We start from the raw sequence: 25654 nt of genomic DNA, 5'->3' as shown, positions 1-25654 counted from the left end.
ATAGTTCTAAGCTTTCCACTCCATTGAAAAATAAACTCTAGCACTATTGGTAAGCATTGTGAATGAGTATAACTTAATGCGGCGTTCTGCTATTGTCTCAGCCACATAATCAGCCCCTATAGGATCGCAGATGGACTGCCGTGCCGACTGTGGTGCCTGCTGTATCGCACCTTCGATTTCCAGCCCGATCCCTGGTATGCCCAACGGCAAACCGGCCAATACCCGTTGCATCCATCTGGACCAGCAACTGCGTTGTGGAATATTTCATTCGCCGCTGCGGCCCAAAGTCTGCGGCAGCCTGCAGGCCAGCCGTGAGATGTGCCACGATCGCCGTGATGAGGCGCTGATCTATCTTGCCAAGTTGGAGGTGGATACCGCGCCTTGAACGTCCTTCAGCCGCCACAGGCATAGCACCGCACCTAGGACCATCGCCAACGCAAAGTAAAATACCGCGTGATAACTCCACATTTCAGCCACGACCCCGGCGATCGAACCGGCAATAATCCAGCCAACGCGGGTGGTATTGGTAAACAGCGTGGTGGCCGCCCCGGCCTGGCCGGGCATCAAATCCTGGAAATAGAGCATACCAATCCCCGCCAGCACCCCGATAAACAGCGCATTCAGCAGTTGCAGGGTGATCAGTTGCCAAGTACCGGTTATAAACAGTAGCCCGGCATAGAACAGCACCCCGGCAATCACCGCACAACGCATCAGGAAGCGCTTGCCAAAGCGTTGGGCCACCATGCCTGCGAGCAACATGGTCGGGATCTCCAGCCCGGCAGCGGTACCCATCAGTATTCCCGTCAGTTTTTCCGGTAACTGCAGTTCCCGCACCATGTACAGCGGCATATTGATCAAGTACATGCTGTTGGCCGTCCACATTAACGTGCAGGCCATAAACAGCAATAACGTATCCCGGCGGTTCTGGCGGGGGGCTTCCAGCGTCGCCCCGCCGGTACTCTGCACTTTTGGCATGGAGGGCAACATCTTCCATACCAGCGCTCCGCAGAGAATAAAGGCTGCGGCGGCGGCCAGATACATCACCTTAAAACCAAACCCCAAGGCCAGCGCAAAGGCGATCGGTGGCCCAATCACCCAGGCCAGCGAAACCTGAGCACGCAGGATAGAACTGAACATCACCGTTCCCCGGCCGGTGTGCTCGGCATGTTCTCGTGCCAGGGCAAACATCTGTGGGTTGGCGGTCGAGCCGAAGCTGCTCAGCAACACGCCGACGAACAGCAGCAGGTAATAGTTACGGTTCCAGGCGAACAGCGCACAAGCCAAGGCACCCAACATGCAGCAAAGAAAGATCAGTGATTTGCGATCGCCCCTCTTATCTGAGCGGCTGGCCAGAAACTGGCTGACCAAAATGCCGATCACCGCGCTGCCGGTAAAGAACAGCCCGACCATCGTTGGCCGTACGTTCACTTCGGTGGAGAGGAACAGACTCAGCGTGGGCGTCTGTAAGGCACCGGCAATCCCGGTGAGAAAAGCCACGACCAGAAATGCCAACGACGTTAAATCGGGCAAGCGTCGTGTCGCCGCAGTTGAAGTACGCATAAGCTGAATGAATAGCCAAAGAGAAGGGAGACGCGCGCATAATACGCTCGTTTAAAAAAAACAAAAACCTGTTTCAATCAAGGAATGGGTAACTAGATGGTATCTGTCGGCAGAAAAAGAGCAGGGTGATGTCACCATCACCCTGCTCTGGTGGCTAGCGGTTATGCGCCAGCAGGAACGTCATGCGCGGTATTCTTCAGCACTTCACCCTGATATTTCTCAATTTCCAGCTGTGCCATCTGGCCACAGTTGCCCTGGGCCAGGTTGGATGAGCCAATATCGAAAGTCAGGCAGTTGACGTTGCCGTTCTTACAGATCGACCCCGGCGTCGACGGATCGGCCGGATCGTACCAGGCACCTTCGCTGATCCGCACCGCACCTGGACGCACGTCCTCACTGACAATGGCACCAACCAGGATCTGCCCACGGTCGTTAAACGCCCGCACCAGGTCGCCGTTGGTGATATTGCGCGATTTGGCATCCTCTGGATGGATCAAGATCGCTTCACGGTCGGCCACCGCATACTTCTTACGCAGCGGCGTGTTGTCGAGCTGCGAGTGCAGGCGGTTGGTCGGGTGCGCGGTATTCAGTGACAGCGGGTATTTGGCTGCCTCTGGGCCACGATACCATTCATGCGGTGGCATCCAGGTAGGAATACCTTTGCAATCCAGATACTCCATCTTCGAGATGGCATCGGAGTAGATCTCAATCTTGCCGGAAGGCGTTCCCAACGGATTTAGCAGCGGGTTTTCACGGTAATCGGCGAAACGTACCCACTGTTTGTTTTCCTGCGGGATCGGGAAACGAATGTAGTTGTTCGACGCCCAGAACATGTCAAACGGCGGCAGGGCAACGCGGGCGGCGCGGGCCTGCAACTTCATGTCGTCGTACATGCCTTTCAGCCACTGGGTTTCATCCTTGCCTTCGGTAAAGGCATCCAGCACGCCGAGCTTGGCGGCCAGAGCGGCGAAGATATCGAAGTCGTTGCGTGACTCATGCTGCGGTGGCACGCACTGATGCATCGGGAAGACGTACAGCTGCGAGTAGTCACCGCCCATCTCCAGATCGTTACGCTCATAGCTGGTGGTCGCGGGCAGCACGATATCCGCATGCTTGGCGGTCGCCGTCCAGTACGGTTCGTTAACCACGATGGTTTCCGGGCGCTGCCAGGCTTTGACCAGATTGTTGGTGTCCTGATGCTGGTGGAAGGTATTACCACCGGCCACGTACACCATCTTCACGTCTGGGTAAGTGACATCGGTCCCATTGAAGTGAATGGTCTTGCCTGGGTTGGTCAGGCATTCGGCGATACGAGCCACCGGGATTGGCGTTGGTGAATTTTTCGGTGCATTCCCCGCAGAGATACCGGAGAGGATGCCGCCTTTGGCCGTTGGGCTACCGCCGGAAGAGTAGTGATAGCTGAAGCCAAAGCCGCCGCCTGGCAGGCCGATCTGGCCAAGCATGGCCGCCACGGTCACCAGCAACCAGTGCTGCTGCTCACCGTGATGCTGACGCTGGATCCCCCAGCCGCCCATGATCATGGTGCGCTGTTTCGCCATATCGCGCGCCAACTGGCGCAACACTTCGGCATCGACGCCGCTGATATCGGCAGCCCACTCGGCCGTTTTCGGCGTGCCGTCGGTTTCACCCAGCAGATAGGCCTGGAACTTGTCGAAGCCTACGGTGTAGGTTTTCAGGAAGTCCGGGTTATGCAGCTTTTCGGTCAACAGGGTGTGGGCGATACCGATCAGCATCGCGCTGTCGGTGTACGGACGCGGAGCGATCCACTGTGCGCCGACATATTTGGCACTGTCGCTGTGCACCGGATCGATGCTGATGATGCGGGTGCCTTTCTTCTTCAGCGCCTCAAAGCCGGTCTGGCCGACGTGGTCGGGTACGTTCCAGCTGTTTTTCAGCGTAACCATCGGGTTACAGCCCCACAGGATCACCAGTTGGCTGTTGTCGATGACGTTTGGCCAGGCGGTTTGCTGTTCGTAAACCTCCATTGATCCCATCACGTGCGACATGATCACCTGTGCAGCACCGGTAGAATAGTCACCGGCGTAGCCAAGGAAGCCGCCGCTCAGGTTCATCAGGCGTTGCAGCAGGGTACGGCTGTTGTGCAGCATGCCCACGCTTTTCCAGCCGTAAGAACCGGCATAGATCGACTGCGGGCCGTGATCTTTTTGCAAACGGACGATTTCGTTACCGACCAGATCGATCGCTTTTTCCCAACTGACGCGCACCCATTCATCGTTGCCGCGCAGCTCGGTGCGGCTGCCAGGGCCGCCTTCCAGCCAGCTTTTACGTACCATTGGGTACTTGATACGGTTTTCCGCATGCACCTGGTGGGGAGCCATGGTGATCAGATCGTTCGGGTAAGGATCGTCTTTGACCGGCAACACGCCAACCATTTTTCCGTCTTGCACGATGGCTTCAAATGCGCCCCAGTGCGCCCCGGTCAGGATGCCTTTCTGCGCCTGACGTAAGGCCACAAACTGTGGCAAGGCCTGGCTGATGGCTTCCGCCAACGCTGATTTAGGCCATAGGCCCGCAAATAGAGGCACGGCGGCCAAGGCGCTGGCACCGGTCAGGAAACGACGGCGGCTCATGGCCAATGGTTGTTGTTGGTACTTGCTCATTTCGCTTCTCCCTTAACTTTTGGCCGGTGTGGCAGGTTGCATATCGCTGGCATGTTTCTGAACGTACTGCGTCAGAACGCGCAGTTGTTCTTGTGACAGCGAGGTGCGAGGAGCCATACCTTTAATCACGCCGATCCACTGGTTGGCGTTGAAGCGATCAAGGGCGGTCAGGCCGTGGCAGCCGGTACAGTTGGCGGACATCATATCGGCAGTGTAACGCCAGATTTTCTGCTGATCGTCGATCAGTTGCTTACGTGGTAACCACACCTGCAATGAAACCTGGTGCCAGACCAGGCCAGTTTCGGCGTCGGTCATGGTACTGCCGGTTTTCAGCAGTTTGCGCGCATCTTCGCCCAGCAGGACGCTGAGGATACGTTTACCTTGCGCAGCGTAGAATACTTCGCTGACGCCATCCTGTTGCCAGCCGCTGACGTCAACCAGCACCTTGTCACCTTCCTGTTTCACGACGTGAACTTCAGTTGAAGGCATCAGGTTACCGGCATTATGCGTATCGTCGGCTTTCAGGAAGAACGGTTCGGTGGCGATGGTGAACAGCGTGGTCGCTGTTGGAGAGGTTTCCGCCGCGGCTTTCGCCAGTTCGGCAGCGCCAGCCTGTGCGGCACCGCTCATATCCGGCAGGATATGCGCAACGCCCTTGTGGCAGTCGATACAGGTTTCGCCTTGCTTGATGGCCACCGGGTGTTGAATACGGGCTTCAGGACGCTGGGCGGTGATATCCATGGCATCAAAACTATGGCAAGAACGGCAGGTGGCCGAATCGTTTTCTTTCAGCGTTTTCCACACCGATTGCGCCATGGCCAGCTTATGGGCTTCGTATTTTTCCGGGGTGTCGATTTTGCCGGTCATTTCGCCGTAAATGTCTTTCACCGCGCGGATCTTGGTCCACAGGTAATCGAGCGGCTCATGAGGGACGTGGCAATCGGCGCATTCAGCGCGGATCCCCTTGGCGTTCTGGAAGTGGACACTGCCTTGATATTCGGCCAGAGGTTGTTGCATGGTGTGGCAGGAGACACAGAAGGCGGTATCGCTGGTTTTATGGAAGACCGTTGCGGTCCCTGCCAGCAGTGCGGCGCCGAGAATAATCCCGATCACCAAAATCCAAAGCCATCCCCACCGGCGTCGCTTTTCAAAGCCAGCTTGTTTTTTGCTCATATTGAACCCACTTATAGTTATGAAATACCAAGGAAAAACTTGCCAAAAAGGTTTCGACACCAGGTCAAAAACACCTGGATAAGTATAGGTATTTTCGCAAAAGAAACCTAATACCTTAGGGGTATTTACAGTGAAAAGTAGAGTGATTGAGCAATAAATTAGCGTTATATTCTATTTTACATAACGCTATGCTTGAGATGAACAGAGGAGAAATTACAGGGGGTAACGTCATAATATAGGCAGATATACCTGTTGGCTCAACCATAGGTGGATCGCCGTTCTGCTCGCTTCAAAATGGGGCTCCGGCAGGTCGTGCGGGGAACACCAGCGCCATTCGGCACATTTTTCCGGCTCTTTCAGCTCGGCTTCCCCTCCTGGATGCTGAACCAGCATACAGATCGACACCGTATGTTTTCCCTCTGCCCGCCAGGTTTGCAGATTATTGCTGACACCAATAAAGGTTGGCGGAGCTATCTGCAACCCGGTCTCTTCGGCGATTTCGCGTTGGGCACACTGCTCAAAGGTTTCCCCCGCGTCAAGATGACCCCCGGGGATCGACCAAAAAGGGGCATGGGTGCTGCAGCGTTTCCCCAGCAGGATTTGCCCTTGAGCGTTAACGATTATGACCCCGATACCGGTGGCAACCATGTTGTTATCTTCCTTCAGCACTGTTTCAGCACAGTATGCCATTTTCCCCTGTACATGGGGGCTTTAGCCAGGAAAGTGTGCGTAAGGTCAAAAAACTATCACGCCGAGATCGAGAAAACTTGCTTTCGGTGATTGCTGCTCACACACTCATTGAAACGTTTCAGCGTCATCGATGGCCTGGTTAGGCGATGGGTAACGCTCCTTTTTCTTAACTTGGCTGAAACGATTCAATTCAGCAGGAGAGGAGAACCATGTTCCAGTTGTCACAGCAAGATATTCACCTGGGAGCTGCCGCTAGCGGCAAACAGGAAGCCATCCGGCAGGTAGCGGCAGCGCTTACCTCTGCCGGATGCGTCAGCGCCGCCTATGTTGACGGCATGCTGCAGCGCGAGCTGCAAACCTCTACTTATCTGGGCAACGGCATCGCCATTCCACATGGCACTACAGATACCCGCGATCTGGTGCTGAACACCGGTGTTCAGGTATTCCAGTTTCCACAAGGTATCGAGTGGGGCGAAGGCCAGACGGCCTATGTGGTGATCGGCATTGCTGCGCGTTCTGATGAACACCTGGCATTACTGCGTCAGCTCACGCACGTGCTCAGTGATGACAGCGTCGCCGAACAGCTGGCAAAAACGACTTCAGCCGAAGAACTGCGCAGTTTGCTGATGGGCGAGAAGCTGGCGGCTGAATTCAAGTTTGATGCCTCACTGATTGCTCTTGATGTGGCCGCCGATTCGCTGATGACGCTGCAAGCTTTGAACGCGGGCCGTCTGCAAAAAATCGGAGCGGTTAACGCCCAGTTTGTCAGCGATGTGATCACCCGCAAACCGCTGAATCTGGGGCAGGGTATCTGGTTGAGTGACAGCACCGAAGGCAACCTGACCAGCGCAGCCACCGTCAGCCGCCCGGCACAGGCGTTTGATGAAGAAGGCGAAAAGGTCGCGCTGTTGCTGACCGTCGCCGTCGCCGATCAACAACCGCTGACGGTGCTGAACTACTTAAGCGATCTGTTAGTGAGCCAAAAAGCTGAACGCTTGCTGAACGCCGATGCGGTGGGCGTGCTGGCGCTACTGACCAGCGAAGTTGCCGAAGAGAGCGCGGTTCTGAGTGCGGAATACGTAGTGCGCAATGAGCATGGCCTGCATGCTCGCCCAGGCACTGCGCTGGTCAACGTAATCAAACAGTTCTCCAGTGAAATTACCGTTACCAATCTCGACGGTAGTGGTAAACCGGCTAACGGCCGCAGCCTGATGAAGGTCGTGGCACTGGGAGTGAAAAAAGGTCATCACCTGCGCTTTACCGCCAGTGGTGACGATGCTGAAGCAGCGCTGAAAGCCATCGGCGAAGCCATCAGTGAAGGTCTTGGCGAGGGTGCAGCATGAGCAGAAGAGTAGCAACCATAACCCTGAATCCGGCTTACGATCTGGTGGGCTTTTGCCCGGAGATCGAACGGGGCGAGGTTAACCTGGTAAAAACTGCCGGTCTCCATGCGGCAGGTAAAGGGATCAACGTTGCCAAGGTACTGAAAGATTTAGGTATCGACGTCACCGTTGGCGGTTTCCTTGGTAAAGACAACCAGGATGGTTTCCAACTGCTGTTCAGCGATTTGGGGATTGCCAACCGTTTCCAGGTGGTCCCTGGGCGTACACGTATCAACGTTAAGCTGACGGAAAAAGACGGTGAAGTGACCGATTTCAACTTCTCCGGTTTTGAAGTGACGCCGCAGGATTGGGAACGCTTTGTGGTGGATTCTCTGAGCTGGCTGGGCCAGTTCGATATGGTAGCAGTCAGCGGTAGCTTGCCTGCCGGGGTTGCTCCGGAAGCCTTCACCGAGTGGATGACCCGCCTGCGTGCGCAGTGTCCGTGCATCATTTTTGACAGTAGCCGTGAAGCGCTGGTGGCCGGGCTGAAAGCCTCGCCGTGGTTGGTAAAACCTAACCGCCGTGAGCTGGAAATCTGGGCAGGCAAACCCTTGCCGAAGTTGGACGATGTGGTGGAAGCAGCTCACGCCCTGCGTGAACAGGGCATAGCCCACGTGGTGATCTCACTGGGTGCTGAAGGTGCGCTGTGGGTTAACGCCTCTGGTGCCTGGATCGCCAAACCGCCAGCCTGTGAGGTGGTCAGCACCGTGGGTGCCGGTGATTCCATGGTCGGCGGCCTGATCTATGGCCTGCTGATGCGTGAATCCAGCGAACATACCTTGCGCTTGGCCACTGCCGTGGCTGCCCTGGCAGTGAGCCAGAGCAACGTTGGCATCACCGATCGCCCGCAGTTGGCCGCGATGATGGCGCGCGTCGATCTGAAACCCTTTAATTAATCGCAGGAGTCAGAATGAAAACGCTGCTGATGATAGACAGTTCGCTCGGGCAGGCTCGTAGCCACCTGGCGAAACGCATGCTTGAGGCCGCTGCGGCCAAAACCGGCCTGACGCTGGTTAACACGGCCAACGAGGCTGAACTGGTGGTGGTAGCGGGTGTTGCTGCACCTGCTGACGCTGAGCTGAACGGCAAACAGGTTTATATCGGTGATGTGGAACACGCTGTGCGTGAACCTGAAGCCTTCCTGGCCACAGCACAGGCGCAAGCCAAACCGTATCAGGCTCCGGCCCAGGCGGTAGCACCGGCAAAATCTGCCGGTCCGAAACGCATTGTTGCCGTTACCGCTTGCCCGACCGGCGTTGCGCATACCTTTATGGCGGCCGAAGCCATCGAGAGCGAAGCCAAGAAACGTGGCTGGTGGGTGAAAGTGGAAACCCGTGGCTCCGTCGGTGCCGGGAATGCAATCACCCCAGAAGAAGTGGCTGCGGCTGACCTGGTGATTGTCGCGGCCGATATCGAAGTGGATCTGGACAAGTTTGCCGGCAAGCCGATGTACCGCACCTCGACCGGTTTGGCGTTGAAGAAAACCGCGCAGGAACTGGATAAGGCACAGGTAGAAGCCGAGATCTTCCAACCGCAAAAAAGTGGCAGCACCGCGAGCTCAGGCAAGAAGAAAGAGAGCGCAGGGCCTTATCGCCACCTGCTGACCGGCGTGTCTTACATGCTGCCGATGGTGGTGGCGGGTGGTCTGTGTATCGCGCTGTCATTCGTGTTTGGTATCAAGGCGTTTGAAGTCAAAGGTACGCTGGCTGCGGCGCTGATGCAGATTGGTGGTGGTTCGGCCTTTGCGCTGATGGTGCCGGTTCTGGCGGGCTACATTGCGTTCTCCATTGCGGATCGTCCTGGCCTGACTCCGGGCCTGATTGGCGGTATGTTGGCGGTTAGCACCGGTGCGGGTTTCCTTGGCGGTATTATTGCCGGTTTCCTGGCGGGTTACGTGGCCAAGGCCATCAGCGGTAAACTGCGTTTGCCACCGAGTATGGAAGCGCTCAAGCCGATCCTGATTATTCCGCTGGTTGCCAGCCTGATCACCGGCTTGATCATGATTTACGTGGTGGGCACGCCCGTCGCCAAGATCATGGTTGGCCTGACCAACTGGCTGCAATCGCTCGGCACCGCTAACGCGGTACTGCTGGGCGCAATCCTCGGTGCGATGATGTGTACCGATATGGGCGGCCCGGTCAACAAGGCGGCCTATGCCTTTGGTGTGGCGCTGTTGAGCTCTTCGGTCTACGCACCTATGGCGGCGATTATGGCGGCAGGTATGGTGCCACCGCTGGCGATGGGGCTGGCGACCATTCTGGCTCGTCGCAAGTTCGAGAAGTCCGAGCAGGAAGGGGGCAAAGCCGCGTTGGTGTTGGGCCTGTGCTTTATCACTGAAGGGGCAATTCCGTTTGCTGCCCGTGACCCGATGCGCGTTCTGCCGTGCTGTATCGCTGGTGGTGCTTTGACCGGTGCGCTGTCGATGGCCTTCGGTGCAAAACTGATGGCACCACACGGTGGTCTGTTCGTGCTGTTGATCCCAGGTGCTATCTCGCCGGTGCTGCTGTATCTGCTGGCGATTGTGGCGGGTACCCTGCTGGCGGGCGTGGCCTATGCGGTCCTCAAACGCTCTGAAGCGCCGGTAGCCACGGTCGCGTAACGGTTACTTGATAATAGGCTGTGCTCCTTAGGATCACAGCCTAGTCAGTTCTACCCACCTGAGGATTTGCCGCAACAAGAGTTTCCCTTTTCCCACCGTTTCTCTCCTGCAAAATTAGTATTTGTCTCGTAAAAATCGGCAATACCATCGCCTTTGCTGTTCATTAAGTGATCATTTTCGAGTGGTTGTGAAAATGAAAATCATTTACATTTGGCTCTAATTGATCGAATAACGATCACATTGGTAACTAAGCGTAAATGGATATATTAAAATGTTTGCATGGAAGCGATGGGTCTCATCTTTAGTATTTATTGCATCCTCCTGCGGTGGGATGGCTCATTACAGTCAGGCAGCAGAATTTAGCCCGGCTGACCGCGATAGCATCATTCAACGGCAAAGGGGGATGTTGGAGCAGGCACAGCAACAGCGTGAAGCATTAGAAAACCAAGTTTCGTTGCCTACACTTTCTTCTCCGACGCCAGATCTGTCAGGGGAGGCCTGCCAAAAAGTTCACCAGATCATTTTACAGGGAGTTGGCAGCCTTTCATGGTCAGTGCAGGAACAACTTGTCTTCCCCTTTCGAGGGCGCTGCCTGACGTTGGCCAATATCAACCAATTGGTACGTGAAACGACCAATGCTTATCTGCAACGTGGTTTTGTGACCTCTCAGGCCTACCTGAAAGCCCAGGATATTTCTAGCGGTGTGCTGATCATCAGCGTTAGCGAAGGGCGGATTGGTTCCATAACCCTTGATGGGAAAGAGACGCTGGCGCTGAAAATGGCGTTTGCGGGCCTGATCGACAGGGTATTAAACCTGCGGGATATTGAGCAAGGCATGGAACAGCTCAATCGCTTGCCTTCGCAGCAGGTGAATATTGATATCCAACCCGATTTACGTCCCGGATATTCAAACGTTGTATTGCTGCGAGTTTCCAAGCGCTTGCCGCTGAGTCTCTCTTTAGGGGCCGATAACAGCGGCCAAAAAAGTACGGGCACCGGCCAGATGAATGTGGGGGTGACGCTGGATAATCCTTTACGCTTTGGCGACCAGTGGGCATTTTCCGTCGCGCGCAATAGCCATTTCAACCATAACCACCGTAGTCGCAGCTTCAGTGGTAGCATGAGTCTGCCTTACGGCTACTGGCAAGTCGGTTATTACTATGCCTGGAGTGATTTTTTTCAGGCGATACCGTTCAACCAAGCGACTTACCGCTATCAGGGAGATAGTCAGACTCATCGATTGAGCGCCAACCGAACGCTGTTTCGTGATGGTACGCGTAAGTTCGGCATAGATATAGGGCTGACCCGGCGGCGTACGGAAAATCGGTTGGCGGGGGAACGATTGGCCGTAAGTAGTCCAACAATCAGTTCACTGAGCTTTGGCGGCAATTACAGTGCGGTTTTGGGACAGGGCTATCTGACGTTCAATCCCACTATCAGTCACGGTTTGTCTATGTTAGGAGCGACGGCGGACGATCCGCAACACCGTGACCTGCCGCGCAGCAAATTCCGTAAATTCAGTCTCAGCACTAGCTATTTTCATCCTCTGGTTTCTTCCTTGTCTTACCTAGCTTCAGCCTATGGTCAAACCACCCCGGACAACCTGTATTCCAGTGAGCGTATTTCCGTTGGCGGGCAATATTCGGTGCGTGGCTTCAGAGAGCAATACCTGACCGGTAACCGCGGAGCCTATTGGCGTAATGAGCTTAGTTGGCGGCTGGGGTTGGGAGACCTCACCCTTATTGGTGCACTGGATTCAGGTTGGGTTCAAGGCCGGGCAGGGAGAATCGACGGGGGAAATGTCACCGGTGCGGCGGTGGGGGCGGTAATAAACAGCCGCTGGTTCGGCCAGTCGTTCACTTTTGGCAAACCGTTAAGATACCCGGAAAGCTTGCAACCGGATCGTTGGGTGGCCTATTGGCAAGCCACCGTTACGTTATAGCGCCAACACAACCGAGGCCGGGAAAGGGCCTGAAACCAATATCTTTTCGAGGGACAGAATATGGATAAACTCAATCACCCGCTGGCTCGGGGAGCCAGTTACCTACTGATTTATCTGACCGCCCTACAGCCATTGCATCCGGCATTTGGTGCTGGGATCAATACTACAAATAATCAGACTCAAGTGCGGCAGGGTAATGTGCCGGTCGTAGATATTGCCACACCCAATGAGGCGGGCATTTCGCACAATAGCTACAAAGACTTCAACGTCGGTACACCCGGCGTTGTGCTGAATAACGCAACTCAGGCTGGCAAGTCGCAGTTGGCGGGAGAGTTAAGCGCCAACGGCAATTTAAACGGCAATGCCGCCCATCTGATCGTTAACGAAGTCACTGGTGGTAGCCGCTCAGAGCTACAGGGCAAGCTGGAAATTTTCGGCAATAAAGCTAACGTGATAATTGCCAACCCTAATGGCATCAGTTGTGATGGCTGTGGGTTTATTAACACCCCTGGCGTCACCTTGACTACAGGTAAACCACAGTTTGACCAGCGGGGAGCATTAGAGGCGTTAGAGGTAAAAAAAGGCGCTATAACTATCGGCGGCAAGGGGCTGGATGGTAATTCGGCCGACTATGTCGACATCATCAGCCGCGCCACCGAGTTGAACGGTAAAATCAACGCCCAAAATCTGTCGTTAATCCAAGGCGCTAACCGAATCAGCATCAAGGATGGCACCATCAAACCGATCAACAACGAAGGGCCCAAGCCTCAGTTAGCGGTCGATACCAAAGCATTGGGTGGCATGTATGCTAACCGGATCCGTTTGGTTGCTAACGAGACTGGTATTGGGGTCAATCTTAACAATATCAACAGCTCGCAGCGTGATATTACACTTAACGCCAATGGAAAGATTGTGTTGGGTAGCGTGCACGCGCAAACGGATCTGAACGTCAGCGCTAGTGAGGTCGCTATTCCTGCTAACGCAAGTGTGCGTGCTGAACGCGATATGACGCTGGCGGCGACCGCATTAAGTAATAGCGGCAATGTGACAGCGCATCGTGATATGCGGATCTTTGCCGACTCAGTAAGCAACGTCGGTCACAAGGCTGCACTGCACAGTAACAAGAATCTGTGGATACAGAAAGACGTGCAGGGCAACAAGGCTAAACTGGTGGATAACCGCTCTGCACGTATTCAGACCAATAGTGGCGATCTGGTTATTCGGGCGGACAGACTCAATAACGTGCGCAATTCGGTGGGCGCGGAGTGGCGGAATATTCCTGGCAATTCCAAGGCGTTTAATAAATCTTTCGTGGGTAGTTACTACGACACACGCAACGGTGTAGATGCTCTTATACGGCTGGAACCAGAATTGAAAGACTTTGGTTTTGGCAGTTGGTTCGGGGAAATCAATCTTTCAAAAAGCGATAAGGTCAATGTCAAACGGGATGAATATGTGATAACCCAATCACAAGCTCCCGCAATGATCAGTTCTGGCAGTAATGCTTATATTAATGCCACTACATTATGGAATGACCAATCCACGATTAAAGCCGCTAAAGATATGATACTGACCGGGAACAGCTTCTCAGTTAAAGGGGAACAGTTGGGGCAAAAGGATCTTTATTGGCGATTGGCGTCTACCACTTTTGGCGTCGGCGGTTTTTCCAGCGATGAAGATGCGCCACCTGGAAACTGGAATTTATTATATGTTAATGAAAAAGCGCCATATAATAAACGGCAGGAGATTCTGATGTGGAAAATAACGGGGTATCAGAACTCATCAATTACCGCGGGTAATAATTTGACGGCGGATTTTAAAGATAAAATACATTTTGACACATCGTCACCGCTGGAGGGGAGTGTCAATGAAATTATCGGATTAGGGCGAACAGATACGCTAGCTGCGAAAAATATTCTGTTGCACGCCAATCAAATTATCAGCACAGATAAAATTAGTGCACATGACGATTTAACTGTTATTGCTGATGATCTATTTTATACCGACGGCGCAGAACTGACGGCGGGTAATAGTCTATCCGTTTTGGCGGTTAATGAGTTGGATGCCCACCAAGGCTACCTGAAAGGGAAAAACATTACCCTGACCAGCCGAAACGGCAACGTCAAGGTTCACACATCGCCGACTCAACGTTATTTCGGCAGCGATGGTTCTCGCTGGCTAAGCCAGTTAAACGCCTCGGGCGACTTGACGTTGAACGCGGGCAAAAGCATCTCTTTACGCAACATCTATATGGCCCCACAAAGCAACAATATTGCCATGACGGCCAGCGCTGGCATCTCGTTCGAAAGAAATGATGGGGCGTTGGATAACGAGAGAGTAGGAGAACATCTTTCTGCTGAGAAACGGCAGGTGCAGTTTAACCAGATGTTGAATGCCGGACAAATGAACGCTACCGGCTCGGTGTTGCTCAACAGTGGCGGCTATCTGGCATTACGCGGCACCCATATTAAAGCCGGAAAGGATATCACCTTACTGGCTGGTCATAACGCCGATCTTAATTACCGTGTATTGGGGAAACAATTTAATGCTTTATTCCCCGCTTCACGTACGCCTGAGCTGGGTAGCCAGATACAGGCTGGTGGTAATTTATTGATCAATACAGCACGCGATCTCGGTACCCAGGGGGCAACGTTAGCCGCCAATGGTAATATCACTCTGCTTGCGGGGCAAAACCTATGGTTGTCTGCACTGGGGTACTCCGTCGTTGATGCGGCTAATGATAACAACAAGAACGATCGCCAACTGATCACCACTCTTCATGCAGGAAAAAACCTGACGGCGGCGGCAAATAATCAACTGTTGGCTTACGGTGCCAAGTTGACCTCGGGTGGCAATATGACGCTGACCTCTGGCGGCGATATTCGCTTCGAGGCGGTGGAGAACAAGACTCACCGTGTGCATTCCGGTGGCTACACGGAACAATTGATTCAGCAGGGTAGTGAACTGATTGCTGGTGGCCTGCTTACGATAATTTCCCGTGGCAGCATTTTGTTCCAGGCGACCCGGTTACAGTCTAAAGGGCAAACTGGCCCGGTAGCGCCTGCGGCGAATCTATCCGGTGTGGATGCCGCATTGGCAGCGGCCGAGCGACAGTTTCAGGCATCCCGCCAGAGATTTGACGAGGCGCAGCAGAATAAAGCGCAGGCAGAGGGGCAGCTTGGTGCTCGTAAACGTGAACTAGGCGCTGCGCAGCAACATCCGGATACGTTGTCACTATTTGATGTCGGCGCGCATCCCATAACCTCGTCAACAGCCCGTTTCGTTGCGGTGCCAAGTTACAGTGGTGGAGGCGTTCATTTTGATGCATTGGCTCGCATTGACAATAAAGATCATCTAGATCGGCTGTTGCGGGAAGGCGGAAGGGCCTTTGTCAATAATGTCTTGCAATGGGGAGAGGCTTGGGCTCCCACCCCTGACGGTGTCAAAGTTGCCAATGCGATAAAAGAAGCCACTGTGGCGGAATATGACAAGATACGCCAGCGCCTAATTGACCGGCAGAATGTGGTAAATAGTGCCAAAAATGCGGTTAACACGGCACAAAACACGTTCAACCAGGCTCAGCAACGTTTGGAACAGCCTGCAAGAGAAAAGAGTGTTGCTGAAAACCGCCTGAATGCTGCGCGGACTGAAAAACAACGTCAATATGATGCGGAAAAACAACGCAAGGCACAGGAGGATGCACGTAATCGGGAGTTAGCTGTTCGTACTGGCACTCTAGATATAGCGGCGCAAGGAGGTTATCTGTATGCGCAAGCCATGGAAGAGTCGAATCACTACGAAGACAAAAAGGAAAAATGTAATAAATGGAGTCTATGTATCACCAAGAAAGAGGTGACGCAAACACGTCATGACGTCACCAATAAGGTCACCGAGTTTATCGCTGGCGGCAATATCAATCTGCTGAGCCGAGACGATAGTACTTATGAAGCGAGCAAAATAGCCGCTGGAAATAACGCCCGCTTGACAAGTACTCGGGGCGCAATCAATTTCCGGGCGGTCAAAGATACCACTTTTGAACAAACTGTTTCCCTATCCAAGGGGTTCTTTGTCAAACAGGCTGATAAAGGTTACTCCGAAGGCAAATGGGTACTGCCGCAAATTCATACTGGTGGAAAATTGGTGGTTGATGCAGCCAATAGTATCAGTGCCGATGTGAAGGCGAAGAATGGACAGGTATTGCAAAGTGCCATCGATGCGCTGGGGAATACGTCGGGAACGACCTGGGTAAAAAATCTCAACAAGCGTAACGATGTGCAATGGAGAGTAGTAAAGGATGCCTATGATCACTGGGATTATAAGAGTCAGAAACTAAATCCGGCCGTGGCGGCGGTGATTGCTATTGCAGCAGCGGCAGTGACAGCGGGTAGCTCATTAGTTGCAACCGCTGCCAGCAGCACGGCTACAGCAGTAGGCGGTGGGGCCGTAACTAGCGGTGTTGTGACCGCCGGAATGTCTTCGCTAGCGTCGCAGGCTGCCGTTGTGCTGGTAGAGAATCAGGGCAACCTGTCGAACACGTTGAAGGCGTTGGGTAACAGTGACGCAGTTAAGGCTACTGCAACCGCTATGGCAATTGGAGGCGCGCTGAACGGTTTTGATAGTGTAACAGGATGGAATAAGGATGCGGCAGGTAAGCCACTTAATCCCAAGGACGTGAAGTTGCCTCAGCTCAGCAATGGTGATTGGAGCAAGGTAACGCAGCGCGTAGCAGGCCAATCGATTATCAGTTCCAGTCTAAACACGACGATTAACGGAGGTAGTTTCCGAGATAACCTGAGCAACGCCCTGTTGGCAAATCTCGGCGGTCAGTTGAATGCTGAAGGAGCTAATCTGATTGGTGATAATGGGCAGGTGCTGGGGGTTCCTGGCAAGGTATTGAGTCATGCGGTGGTAGCGGGAGTTGCGGCCGAGATTGGGCGTGGTGACGGTAAAGGTGCTGCTGCCGGGGCATTGGCGGCGGAGCTGGCTGGGGTGATGATGCAAAGCACCTTGTTCGAACCGTCTAATCTCAATGAGAAAGAACGCCAACTGCTGCGCTTGCAGGAAGCCCTACAAGGTAACGAGACGAAGGAGCAAACGGTACGGGTCATTGGGGCTTTGACCGGTGCCCTTACGACACATACGCCTGAGGGGGCGTATAGTGCTGCAGATAGCGCCCAGAGCGTGTACCGATATAACATGACCGAACATATGTTGTATCAATATGCTCTAGATAATCAGCGGGATATTCTGGCAGCGGACAAAGGCGATAATGATGCCGCCAAGCGAGTTGTCGCGCGCCGTGAGGCTGCTGTGGCGGTTGCTGTTGTCGGTGGAGGTGGTTTGGCACTTTCCGCTGGTGGCATGACATTGATTGGTGCTGCACCTGAATTGGTATTGGCTGCTCGTCTGGCTATTGCCAGTTGTAAAACCAATCCCGCGCTTTGTCTGAATCAGGCCGGTATTTTTGCGGCAGATATTGTTTCTCCAGAGGCCATCATTGGGGTTGGTGCAGTAACTACCGGCAGCACGCTTATCCTTGGGAAATCTGAGAGTAGCACAAAGAAACTAGCACAACAGCTAGTTAAGACCTCCGATGAACTGTATAAAACCAAGAGCTTTAATACACAACCTGTTGCGGATTTTATCAAGGGTGAGACGGCGACTGGTGCAAATCTGTCGGCTAAGACTGTGGATTATCTGCGAGATATCCAGAAAATCAATACAGACCAACTGATTAAGGTATTTGATCCTAAACAGGCGGATAGTAAGCTGAATGTGTTCGGGAAGCAGTTTGAACAGGTGCTTGGTGAAGGGGGCAGTAACAAGCCAGGGAATGTGAAGGTGTTCTCTACCGAGAAGATGACTGAGCAAGAGATCTTCAACTATGCACAGTCGTTGGCTGGTCACCTAGCACTTACAGAAAGAAAAACCTCCTTAGGTACCGTCTACTATGCAAAAGTTGATGGGGCAACGATCAACTTGCGGAATTATTCAAATAGCCAAGAGGAAACCAAAGCTCGCTGGACAATTGATATAATCGGTAATCAACAATTAGATGCCTTTAGGGGCAATGGTAAAGTAAAAAAAAGAACAGAAATTAAATTCCGATGAGGTTATCGATGCTATATAGCGATGAAGAGTTCAAGTTGTTTAGCGAGGAATTAGAGGGGTCATCAATTGGGACTGTATGGTCAGCAATGAGCCCCGATAATTTCGGTAGAGAGGCACTATCATATGAAGAGAAGAAAGCGTATTTTTTGGCGCTTCTTCAACGTCTCATACAAGAAGGGAAGATAAAATTAGCGTCTCGCGGAAATTTTTTGCAGGGAACTGTTGAGGAACAAATTGCATTGTATCGCGATGCTTTCCCCAAAAACCAGGAGGAAATGGAGGATGGTGCTTTCGATGGGTTTTGGTTTCTAACAGAAAAATGTCCTGCTGGCATTGTCTGGGTACATGAGAATGGCTATCTGGACTGGACGTAATCTGTTCTCCCTCCTAAAAATCTATCTAATGCCCCAAGCCAGTGCTAGGGGCATCTTAAACAAGCACAAGTTGTTGATTACTGCTGCGCTTTCAGCCAGGCAATCTCCTCTGCCCAGATATCCGGGTTCACCGTCTCCAGGATCAGCGGGATATTATCAAAGCGCGGGTCGCGCATGATATAGCTGAACACGGTCTTACCGATATTGCCTTCACCCAGGCTGTGGTGGCGGTCAACGCGGCTGCCAAACTCGCTCTTGGCATCGTTAAGATGCATACCGCGCAGGTAGTTAAAGCCCACCACGTCACCCAGCTCTTTAAACGTCTTCTGACAGTCCTCTTCGCTACGCAGATCGTAACCGGCGGCGAAAGCGTGGCAGGTATCAATACAGACGCCGACGCGGCTCTTGTCTTCTACACCGTCGATGATCGCCGCCAGATGTTCAAACTTGAACCCTAGATTGCTGCCTTGCCCGGCGGTATTCTCGATCACGGCGGTGACGCCCTGGGTTTTATCCAGCACGATGTTGATTGACTCGGCGATCCTTGCCAGGCATTTATCCTCATCGATCTGCATCAGGTGGCTGCCCGGGTGGAAGTTCAGCAGCGTCAGCCCCAGTTGCTCGCAGCGTTGCATCTCATCAAGAAATGCCTCGCGGGACTTCTCCAGCGCGTCCGTTACCGGATGGCCGAGGTTAATCAGATAGCTGTCGTGCGGCAGGATCTGCCCTGGGCCGAAGCCGTACTGTGCGCAGGCACTTTTAAACTTGTCTATCACGTCGGCAGGCAGCGGGGCGGCCTTCCATTGACGCTGATTTTTAGTGAACAGGGCGAATGCGGTCGCCTCTAATTCGTGTGCGCGGATCACGGCCTGATCTACGCCGCCAGAAGCGCTGACGTGTGCACCGACAAACTTCATTTTCATTCTCCTGTGTTAACGCTGCCATTATGGCATTGATAAGCGAAGGATTGAATGGCGGGGGTAAAACAAGCAGGCCCGAAAGCTCGGGCCTGAAGAGGGGGGATCACAACAGGTGCTGCACCAACAGGTTGATTGCACCGCCGCCAACGATCAGCCAGACGAACAGCAGCGTCGCCAGCAAGATGGGTTTCACACCAGCCTGACGTACCGCGCTAATGTGGGTGGTCAGCCCTAAGGCGGCCATTGCCATGGCCAGCATCCAGGTGTCGATGGTGATCAGATGCTGTACCAGCGTGGCCGGGATCAGGTTGAACGAGTTCAGCCCGGCAACGGCGATGAACAATACGGCGAACCACGGAATGGTGATGGCCGATTTTTCACTCTTGCTGCCGCTGCCGCTGCCGCTGCCGCTGCCGCTGCCGCTACCGGCCCGGCGGCTGATATAGCCAGACAGCAACAGCAGGAACGGGGCCAGCATCATGACGCGGATCATCTTGGCGATCACCGCCGCGTTTTCCGCATCCGGGCCGATGGCATGGCCAGCAGCAACCACCTGAGCCACTTCATGGATTGTCGAACCTGCGTAGATGCCGAAGGTTTCCTGCGTCAACGGCAGCCATTGGAAGTGCTCATTCAGTTGATACAGCCACGGATAGGCAAAGATCGCCAGCGTACCAAACACCACTACGGTAGAGACTGCGACGGCAACCTTGCTGGAGTCCGCCTTCAGCACCGGCTCGGTGGCCATTACGGCTGCGGCTCCGCAGATGCTGCTACCGGCACCGATCAGCATGGTGGTTTGGCTATCGAGGCCGAACACTTTTTTACCCAACCAGCAGGCCAGCAAGAAAGTGCTGCTCAGGGTCAGGGCATCGATAATGATCCCGCTGGCCCCCACGTCGGCAATTTGCTGGAAGGTTAAACGAAAGCCATAAAGAATGATCCCCAGGCGCAGCAGCCGCTGTTTGGCCAACTGTACGCCGGTGTGGCAGCTAGGCTGCAACCAGGGATAAAGAGTGTTGCCAACCAGGATGCCGAACAGGATCGCCAGCGTTAGAGCGCCTAATCCCAACCCGGCAATCCAGGGTACATCGCCCGCCCAGACCGAAAACGCGGTCAGCGCGCCGGTCAGCAGTAAGCCTGGTATCAACCGGGGTAGTCCAAACAGGGGAAAACGCTGTTCGGGATAGGGTTGAGTGCTGTGACTCGCCATGATTATTCTGTCCTCTGCTAAATTCCTGAGTGCAATGATAAAAGCAGGTGACCTAAAAGAGAAATTGATTATATATTTATAACCTATCTGAATAAGTGGTTTATCGCCTGGACGGTTCGGCTACGTCGCCAAGCCTAATCCTGTAAACGTGATAACCTTATAAGGCAGGGCGGTGAGCTTACCGACGCCGTGTGACTGTTTTTTTGGTGTTTTAATTTAAATGGTTTTGTCTTTACCCTATGGATTTCAAGCGCAGGTAACAACGCGGCAGCTTGAAAGACGCGGGTATAACCATTCTCTTTATGTCGAGGCTGTTATGCATATCACTTTGCGCCAACTGGAAGTTTTTACCGAGGTGCTGAAAAGCGGATCCACCACTCAGGCCTCAGTGGTATTGGCTTTATCACAATCGGCGGTCAGCGCGGCGCTGGCCGATCTGGAAGGACAACTGAAGGTGTTGTTGTTCGATCGCGTGGGTAAACGCCTGGTGATCAACGAACATGGCCGCTTGCTATATCCCAAAGCACTGGCTCTGCTGGAACAGGCTGGGGAAATTGAACAGCTGTTCCTGCATGACAGCGGCGCGTTACGTATCGCCGCCAGCAGCACCATCGGCAACTATATGCTGCCAGAGATGATTGCCCACTATCGCAAAGATTTTCCTGCTACTCCGTTGGAATTGAATGTGGGGAATAGCCAGGAGGTGATTGTTGCGGTAGCCGATTTTCGTGTCGATCTGGGGCTGATCGAAGGGCCGTGCCACATGCCTGAGTTGGTCACCCAGCCGTGGCTTGAAGATGAGCTGGTGGTGTTTGCCGCGCCGGATAACCCATTGCTACGGCAACCGGTGACTCTCGCAACGCTGGCCAGTGCCCCTTGGATCCTGCGGGAGCGGGGGTCTGGCACGCGGGAAGTGCTGGATCATTTGCTACTGGCGCACCTGCCAAACTTCCAGTTGGTGATGGAGTTGGGCAACTCGGAAGCGATCAAGCACGCGGTCCGCCATGGTATCGGCATCAGTTGCCTGTCACGTCGCGTTGTGGAAGAACAGCTGGCTAGCGGAGCCTTGGTGGAACTGAGTATCCCTCTGCCGCCATTGATGCGCACGCTGTATCTGATCCATCACCGGCAAAAACACATTTCCAATGCGCTACAGCGTTTCTTGAGTTATTGCGTTGGGCAACAGCCGCTCAAGGTGGCATAAAGTCATCATTAGGACCGCTGCTAATAATTGGCCGCGGATTATGAAGCTATCTTATATCAGGGCAATGTTACTAGTTCGCTGGCGGGTATTTGTTACAATCCGGCCCTCATTTTTGACGAGCAGATAGGGTAAGAATGGCTCAGCAGGATATAAAAACAGCGGGGCAGCAAGCACCCGGATTACGCCGCGAGCTGAAAGCGCGGCATTTAACCATGATTGCCATTGGCGGTTCCATCGGTACCGGCCTGTTTGTTGCCTCTGGCGCAACGGTTTCCCAGGCAGGCCCAGGCGGCGCGTTACTCTCCTATGCATTGATTGGTCTGATGGTGTATTTCCTGATGACCAGCCTGGGTGAGCTGGCGGCGTTTATGCCGGTTTCAGGATCGTTTTCCACCTATGGCGCCAAGTATGTTGAAGAGGGCTTCGGCTTTGCGCTGGGCTGGAACTACTGGTACAACTGGGCGGTGACCATTGCGGTCGACCTGGTGGCGTCACAGCTGGTGATGAACTACTGGTTCCCAGACACGCCGGGCTGGATCTGGAGCGCCCTGTTCCTTGGCCTGATGTTCTTGCTTAACTACATCTCGGTCAAAGGCTTCGGTGAAGCGGAATACTGGTTCTCGCTGATCAAGGTGAGCACGGTAATTATCTTTATCGGCCTTGGCGTACTGATGATTTTCGGTATCCTGAAGGGCGGTGAAAATGCCGGTTGGCATAACTGGACGATCGGTGATGCGCCGTTTGCCGGTGGCTTCTCGGCCATGATTGGCGTGGCGATGATCGTCGGCTTCTCGTTCCAGGGCACCGAGCTGATCGGTATCGCGGCGGGCGAGTCGGAAGATCCGGGCAAGAACATTCCACGTGCAGTGCGTCAGGTGTTCTGGCGTATTCTGCTGTTCTATATCTTCGCGATCCTGATCATCAGCCTGATCATTCCTTATACCGATCCAAGCCTGTTACGCAATGACGTAAAAGACATCAGCGTCAGTCCGTTCACGTTGGTATTCGAACATGCTGGCCTGCTGTCTGCGGCGGCGGTGATGAACGCGGTGATCCTGACGGCGGTACTCTCTGCGGGTAACTCCGGGATGTATGCCTCAACCCGTATGCTGTTCACGCTGGCTTCGGAAGGCAAGGCACCACGCATTTTCGCCAAGCTGTCAAAAGGCGGTGTGCCGCGTAATGCGCTGTATGCCACCACCGTCGTGGCGGCGCTGTGCTTCCTTAGCTCGATGTTTGGTAATCAGTCCGTTTATCTGTGGCTGCTCAATACCTCGGGCATGACCGGCTTTATCGCCTGGTTGGGGATCGCCATCAGCCACTACCGTTTCCGCCGCGGCTATGTGATGCAAGGGAATAGCCTGAGCGATCTGCCGTATCAGTCCGGTTTCTTCCCGTTGGGGCCAATGTTTGCCTTCGTGCTGTGCTTGATCATCACGCTGGGGCAGAACTATCAGGCCTTCCTGGCGGACCGTATCGACTGGTACGGCGTGACGGCGACCTACATCGGTATTCCACTGTTCCTGATTATCTGGTTCGGTTATAAGCTGACGCGCGGCACCAAAGTGGTGAAGTACAGCGAAATGGAATTCCCGAAGTGGAATCCTGACAAGTAAGTGATTGGCTCTAGACGCGGCGGGTTACCGCCGCGTTATCTCCCCGTAAAACCCCCCCAGTTAAACGCTAACCAAAAAAAGGGCCGCACGATGGCAGCCCCTTGTTACAAACTATGCTCGGCAATCAGAAGTTGTAAGTCATGCCTACGGTATAACGACGGCCATCCAGCGTGGTGTTGTAGTGTTCGTAATCCACGGTTTTATCCAGAATGTTGTATACCCCGCCGCTAAGCTGCAGGTTTTTAAGCGCCTGGTAACTCACCCCGGCATCAACAAACGTATAGGATGGTGTGCTGACCGCCATGGAGGTACGGCTCAGGTATTCCGAGGTTTCGCTGCGGAAGTTAACGCGTGACCACAGGCCGAGATCCTCAGTGGCTTGCCAATCCAGCACGCCATTGATCATGTGCTTCGGCATCTGGTTCAGCGCCTTGCCCTGGAACTCACCGCTCTTTTGTTCAGACTCGGTAAAGGTGTAGTTGGTGCTCAGCTTCCAGTCTTCGGTGATCTGCCAGCCGGTGGTCACTTCGATACCGCGCATATTGGCTTTATCCACGTTGACGCGGTCGCTGACGAAATCATAAGTGGTGTTACCGATGGTGCAGGCCGGATCCTCTGAACTGTTACAGCGGCGAACTTCGGTGATCTTGTCTTTGAAATCGGTGTTGTACAGGGTGACGCCTGCGTTCAGCCCTTCCTGGTTATCCCACAGTATGCCGACTTCTTCACTGATGCTTTTCTCTGGCTTCAGATTCGGGTTACCCACGATGATGCCGTTGCTCACGCCACCGCCGGTGATCTGGCCCCAGTTGGCAGAGGACTGGCGCAGGTCTGGCGAGCGATAACCCGCAGAAACCCCGCCTTTCACGGTCCACATCTCTGTCAGGTGCCACACGCCATACATGCGCGGTGTCCAGTGGCTGCCGTAGTTCTGATCGCGATCCATACGGATCCCGGTGGTCAGGCTGAAATCGTTGGTCAGCGCCCATTCGTCTTCGGCGAACAGCGCCCAGCTCCAGCGGGTCAACTGGTCTAAACCGTCAGCGGCTTCCAGCTGGTTGCCACCGTCTTGCAATTTCTCGTAACGGTATTGCCCGCCGAGGTTCAGCATGTGGGAGCCAAGGTCAAACTGGGTCTGGGTATTGAAGATGGTGTTGTACATCTTCATGTTACGTCCGGGGTTATTGGTCTCTTCGCGCTGAATGTAGCTGGTACTGTTACCAAAGTCGTAATAGCCGTTATGGGTGATCGAGTAGTTATTACGGGTATACAGGTTGTCGCTGGAGGAGTTCGGCTTACAGACGCCTTTGCGGCAGTTTTCTAATGCTACGGACTTACCCGGCGTGCTGTTGCGATCCTGCAGGGAACGGCCGATTTCGAAATCAAAATCGTTCTTTTCATCCGGCGTCAGGCTGAATACCGCCGTGCCGCTGCGCATACGCTGTTCGTTAAAGCCATTGGTGAAGTGGTCTTCCCCACGATGGGAGAACAGACCATTCACCCGCAGGCCAAGTAGCCCCTCGATCAGCGGGCCGGAGGCGTAGGCGTTGGTCTGGTAGATATCACCGGAATCCCGGTCTTCCTGAATGGTGGCATCGCCTTGCAGGGAGCCAACCCAGTCTTTAGTGGTCGAGGTTTTGCGCGTGATGATGTTGATCACCCCGCCCATGGCATCGGATCCATAGAGTGAAGACATTGGCCCGCGAACCACTTCAATACGTTCGATAGCCTGCAATGGCGGCAACCAACCTTGCTCGATACCGGCATTATCGCTGTTAGGGCGGGTGCCACGCGTATCGACACGTTTACCATCGATCAGGATCAGCGTGTATTTGGAGGACATACCACGAATGCTGATATCGCTGCTGCTGGCACCGCCGGTTACCACCACGCCCGGCACGTCTTTCAACGCATCGGTGACGTCGCGGTAGGCGCGGGTTTCCAACTGTTGGCGAGGGATCACCGAAATGGTGGCCGGCGAATCTTGAATTCTCTGCTGGAAACCGGAGGCGGTGACCACCATGGTATCTTCCGTTTGTGCCAGAGCGCTGCCGCTGGCGAGTGATGCGAGGATTAACGCGGTTAAAGTGTTATAGCTTGGCTTTTCCATGGGTTAAATATTCCCGTCCCGAGGTCAACAGGTTTTCCTGTTAGTTGTTTGATTTAAAAGAATATGTTTTCACGCTGCCGCGAGAATTTCCGTTGCGTGAGTAAAACGTCAGGCCATT

The 25654-nt window shown here is 53.9% G+C and carries 16 protein-coding genes; 9 read left to right on the top strand and 7 right to left on the bottom strand.

Annotated features, from left to right (window positions below; translation table 11 throughout):
• Window positions 1-130: 130 nt before the first annotated feature.
• Window positions 131-385, top strand: a complete 255-nt coding sequence (locus N6G83_RS24960) for a YkgJ family cysteine cluster protein (RefSeq protein WP_024528054.1) — start codon at window positions 131-133, stop codon at window positions 383-385.
• Here N6G83_RS24960 and N6G83_RS24955 read toward each other — a convergent pair.
• The 4 genes from N6G83_RS24955 to N6G83_RS24940 all read right to left on the bottom strand — a co-directional run bounded on the left by N6G83_RS24955 (window position 349) and on the right by N6G83_RS24940 (window position 6065).
• The gene (locus N6G83_RS24955; RefSeq protein WP_211136113.1) at window positions 349-1560 is read right to left on the bottom strand and encodes a sugar efflux transporter; all 1212 of its coding nucleotides are present in this window, start codon (window positions 1558-1560) and stop codon (window positions 349-351) included. The genes N6G83_RS24960 and N6G83_RS24955 overlap by 37 nt on opposite strands.
• 161 nt (window positions 1561-1721) lie before the next feature.
• The gene (torA, locus tag N6G83_RS24950) at window positions 1722-4202 is read right to left on the bottom strand and encodes a trimethylamine-N-oxide reductase TorA (RefSeq protein WP_074028240.1); all 2481 of its coding nucleotides are present in this window, start codon (window positions 4200-4202) and stop codon (window positions 1722-1724) included.
• A 12-nt stretch (window positions 4203-4214) separates the two neighbouring features.
• Entirely contained in the window at window positions 4215-5375 is a 1161-nt protein-coding gene (locus N6G83_RS24945) for a NapC/NirT family cytochrome c (protein ID WP_024528057.1), read from the bottom strand.
• A gap of 228 nt (window positions 5376-5603) precedes the next feature.
• Window positions 5604-6065 (bottom strand): nucleotide triphosphate diphosphatase NUDT15, encoded by a 462-nt coding sequence (locus N6G83_RS24940; protein WP_024528058.1) that lies wholly within the window; start codon window positions 6063-6065, stop codon window positions 5604-5606.
• 209 nt (window positions 6066-6274) lie between these two features.
• On the opposite strand from N6G83_RS24940, the gene fruB reads away from it, so the two are divergent.
• The 6 genes from fruB (at window position 6275) to N6G83_RS24910 (ending at window position 18473) form a co-directional block, all read left to right on the top strand.
• Complete coding sequence (fruB, locus tag N6G83_RS24935; RefSeq protein WP_024484971.1) at window positions 6275-7408, top strand: fused PTS fructose transporter subunit IIA/HPr protein; 1134 nt, start codon at window positions 6275-6277, stop codon at window positions 7406-7408.
• Window positions 7405-8343, top strand: a complete 939-nt coding sequence (gene fruK / locus N6G83_RS24930) for a 1-phosphofructokinase (protein ID WP_024528059.1) — start codon at window positions 7405-7407, stop codon at window positions 8341-8343. The genes fruB and fruK overlap by 4 nt, the downstream gene beginning before the upstream one ends.
• Before the next feature lie 14 nt (window positions 8344-8357).
• Window positions 8358-10046 (top strand): PTS fructose transporter subunit IIBC, encoded by a 1689-nt coding sequence (gene fruA / locus N6G83_RS24925; RefSeq protein ID WP_065683220.1) that lies wholly within the window; start codon window positions 8358-8360, stop codon window positions 10044-10046.
• Between the two features lie 271 nt (window positions 10047-10317).
• A complete protein-coding gene (locus tag N6G83_RS24920) occupies window positions 10318-11988 on the top strand; it encodes a ShlB/FhaC/HecB family hemolysin secretion/activation protein (protein WP_260524042.1) in 1671 nt (556 codons plus the stop codon).
• Window positions 11989-12048: 60 nt separating this feature from the next.
• On the top strand, window positions 12049-18099 hold the full coding sequence (locus tag N6G83_RS24915; RefSeq protein WP_211135763.1) for a DUF637 domain-containing protein: 6051 nt from the start codon (window positions 12049-12051) through the stop codon (window positions 18097-18099).
• A gap of 8 nt (window positions 18100-18107) precedes the next feature.
• Window positions 18108-18473, top strand: a complete 366-nt coding sequence (locus N6G83_RS24910) for a DUF596 domain-containing protein (protein ID WP_161739727.1) — start codon at window positions 18108-18110, stop codon at window positions 18471-18473.
• 77 nt (window positions 18474-18550) lie between these two features.
• Here the strand turns inward: N6G83_RS24910 and nfo are convergent, their stop codons facing one another.
• A complete protein-coding gene (gene nfo, locus N6G83_RS24905; RefSeq protein ID WP_074028242.1) occupies window positions 18551-19390 on the bottom strand; it encodes a deoxyribonuclease IV in 840 nt (279 codons plus the stop codon).
• 106 nt (window positions 19391-19496) lie between these two features.
• A complete protein-coding gene (locus N6G83_RS24900) occupies window positions 19497-20606 on the bottom strand; it encodes a YeiH family protein (RefSeq protein ID WP_211135762.1) in 1110 nt (369 codons plus the stop codon).
• A gap of 316 nt (window positions 20607-20922) precedes the next feature.
• On the opposite strand from N6G83_RS24900, the gene yieE reads away from it, so the two are divergent.
• Together yieE and N6G83_RS24890 are read left to right on the top strand one after the other, a co-directional pair.
• On the top strand, window positions 20923-21810 hold the full coding sequence (yieE, locus tag N6G83_RS24895) for a DNA-binding transcriptional regulator YeiE (RefSeq protein WP_211135761.1): 888 nt from the start codon (window positions 20923-20925) through the stop codon (window positions 21808-21810).
• Between the two features lie 134 nt (window positions 21811-21944).
• Entirely contained in the window at window positions 21945-23426 is a 1482-nt protein-coding gene (locus N6G83_RS24890; protein ID WP_024528064.1) for an amino acid permease, read from the top strand.
• Window positions 23427-23550: 124 nt separating this feature from the next.
• Here N6G83_RS24890 and N6G83_RS24885 read toward each other — a convergent pair whose 3' ends face one another.
• Complete coding sequence (locus tag N6G83_RS24885; protein WP_211135760.1) at window positions 23551-25536, bottom strand: ligand-gated channel protein; 1986 nt, start codon at window positions 25534-25536, stop codon at window positions 23551-23553.
• Window positions 25537-25654: the final 118 nt, after the last annotated feature.

Source organism: Serratia sp. PL7 (assembly GCF_945957435.1).
Note: the sequence above shows the minus strand (reverse complement) of the source record. Positions and strands in the feature narration are given on the sequence as shown.

Excerpts from the sequence above, each read along its gene's own strand:
- yieE (WP_211135761.1), top strand. The coding sequence starts at position 20,923 with ATGCATATCACTTTGCGCCAACTGGAAGTTTTTACCGAGGTGCTGAAA.
- fruK (WP_024528059.1), top strand. The coding sequence starts at position 7,405 with ATGAGCAGAAGAGTAGCAACCATAACCCTGAATCCGGCTTACGATCTG.
- N6G83_RS24920 (WP_260524042.1), top strand. The coding sequence starts at position 10,318 with ATGTTTGCATGGAAGCGATGGGTCTCATCTTTAGTATTTATTGCATCC.
- N6G83_RS24955 (WP_211136113.1), bottom strand. The coding sequence starts at position 1,560 with ATGCGTACTTCAACTGCGGCGACACGACGCTTGCCCGATTTAACGTCG.
- N6G83_RS24960 (WP_024528054.1), top strand. The coding sequence starts at position 131 with ATGGACTGCCGTGCCGACTGTGGTGCCTGCTGTATCGCACCTTCGATT.
- nfo (WP_074028242.1), bottom strand. The coding sequence starts at position 19,390 with ATGAAGTTTGTCGGTGCACACGTCAGCGCTTCTGGCGGCGTAGATCAG.
- N6G83_RS24910 (WP_161739727.1), top strand. The coding sequence starts at position 18,108 with ATGCTATATAGCGATGAAGAGTTCAAGTTGTTTAGCGAGGAATTAGAG.
- fruB (WP_024484971.1), top strand. The coding sequence starts at position 6,275 with ATGTTCCAGTTGTCACAGCAAGATATTCACCTGGGAGCTGCCGCTAGC.
- N6G83_RS24945 (WP_024528057.1), bottom strand. The coding sequence starts at position 5,375 with ATGAGCAAAAAACAAGCTGGCTTTGAAAAGCGACGCCGGTGGGGATGG.
- N6G83_RS24890 (WP_024528064.1), top strand. The coding sequence starts at position 21,945 with ATGGCTCAGCAGGATATAAAAACAGCGGGGCAGCAAGCACCCGGATTA.
- torA (WP_074028240.1), bottom strand. The coding sequence starts at position 4,202 with ATGAGCAAGTACCAACAACAACCATTGGCCATGAGCCGCCGTCGTTTC.
- N6G83_RS24900 (WP_211135762.1), bottom strand. The coding sequence starts at position 20,606 with ATGGCGAGTCACAGCACTCAACCCTATCCCGAACAGCGTTTTCCCCTG.
- N6G83_RS24885 (WP_211135760.1), bottom strand. The coding sequence starts at position 25,536 with ATGGAAAAGCCAAGCTATAACACTTTAACCGCGTTAATCCTCGCATCA.
- N6G83_RS24940 (WP_024528058.1), bottom strand. The coding sequence starts at position 6,065 with ATGGCATACTGTGCTGAAACAGTGCTGAAGGAAGATAACAACATGGTT.
- fruA (WP_065683220.1), top strand. The coding sequence starts at position 8,358 with ATGAAAACGCTGCTGATGATAGACAGTTCGCTCGGGCAGGCTCGTAGC.
- N6G83_RS24915 (WP_211135763.1), top strand. The coding sequence starts at position 12,049 with ATGGATAAACTCAATCACCCGCTGGCTCGGGGAGCCAGTTACCTACTG.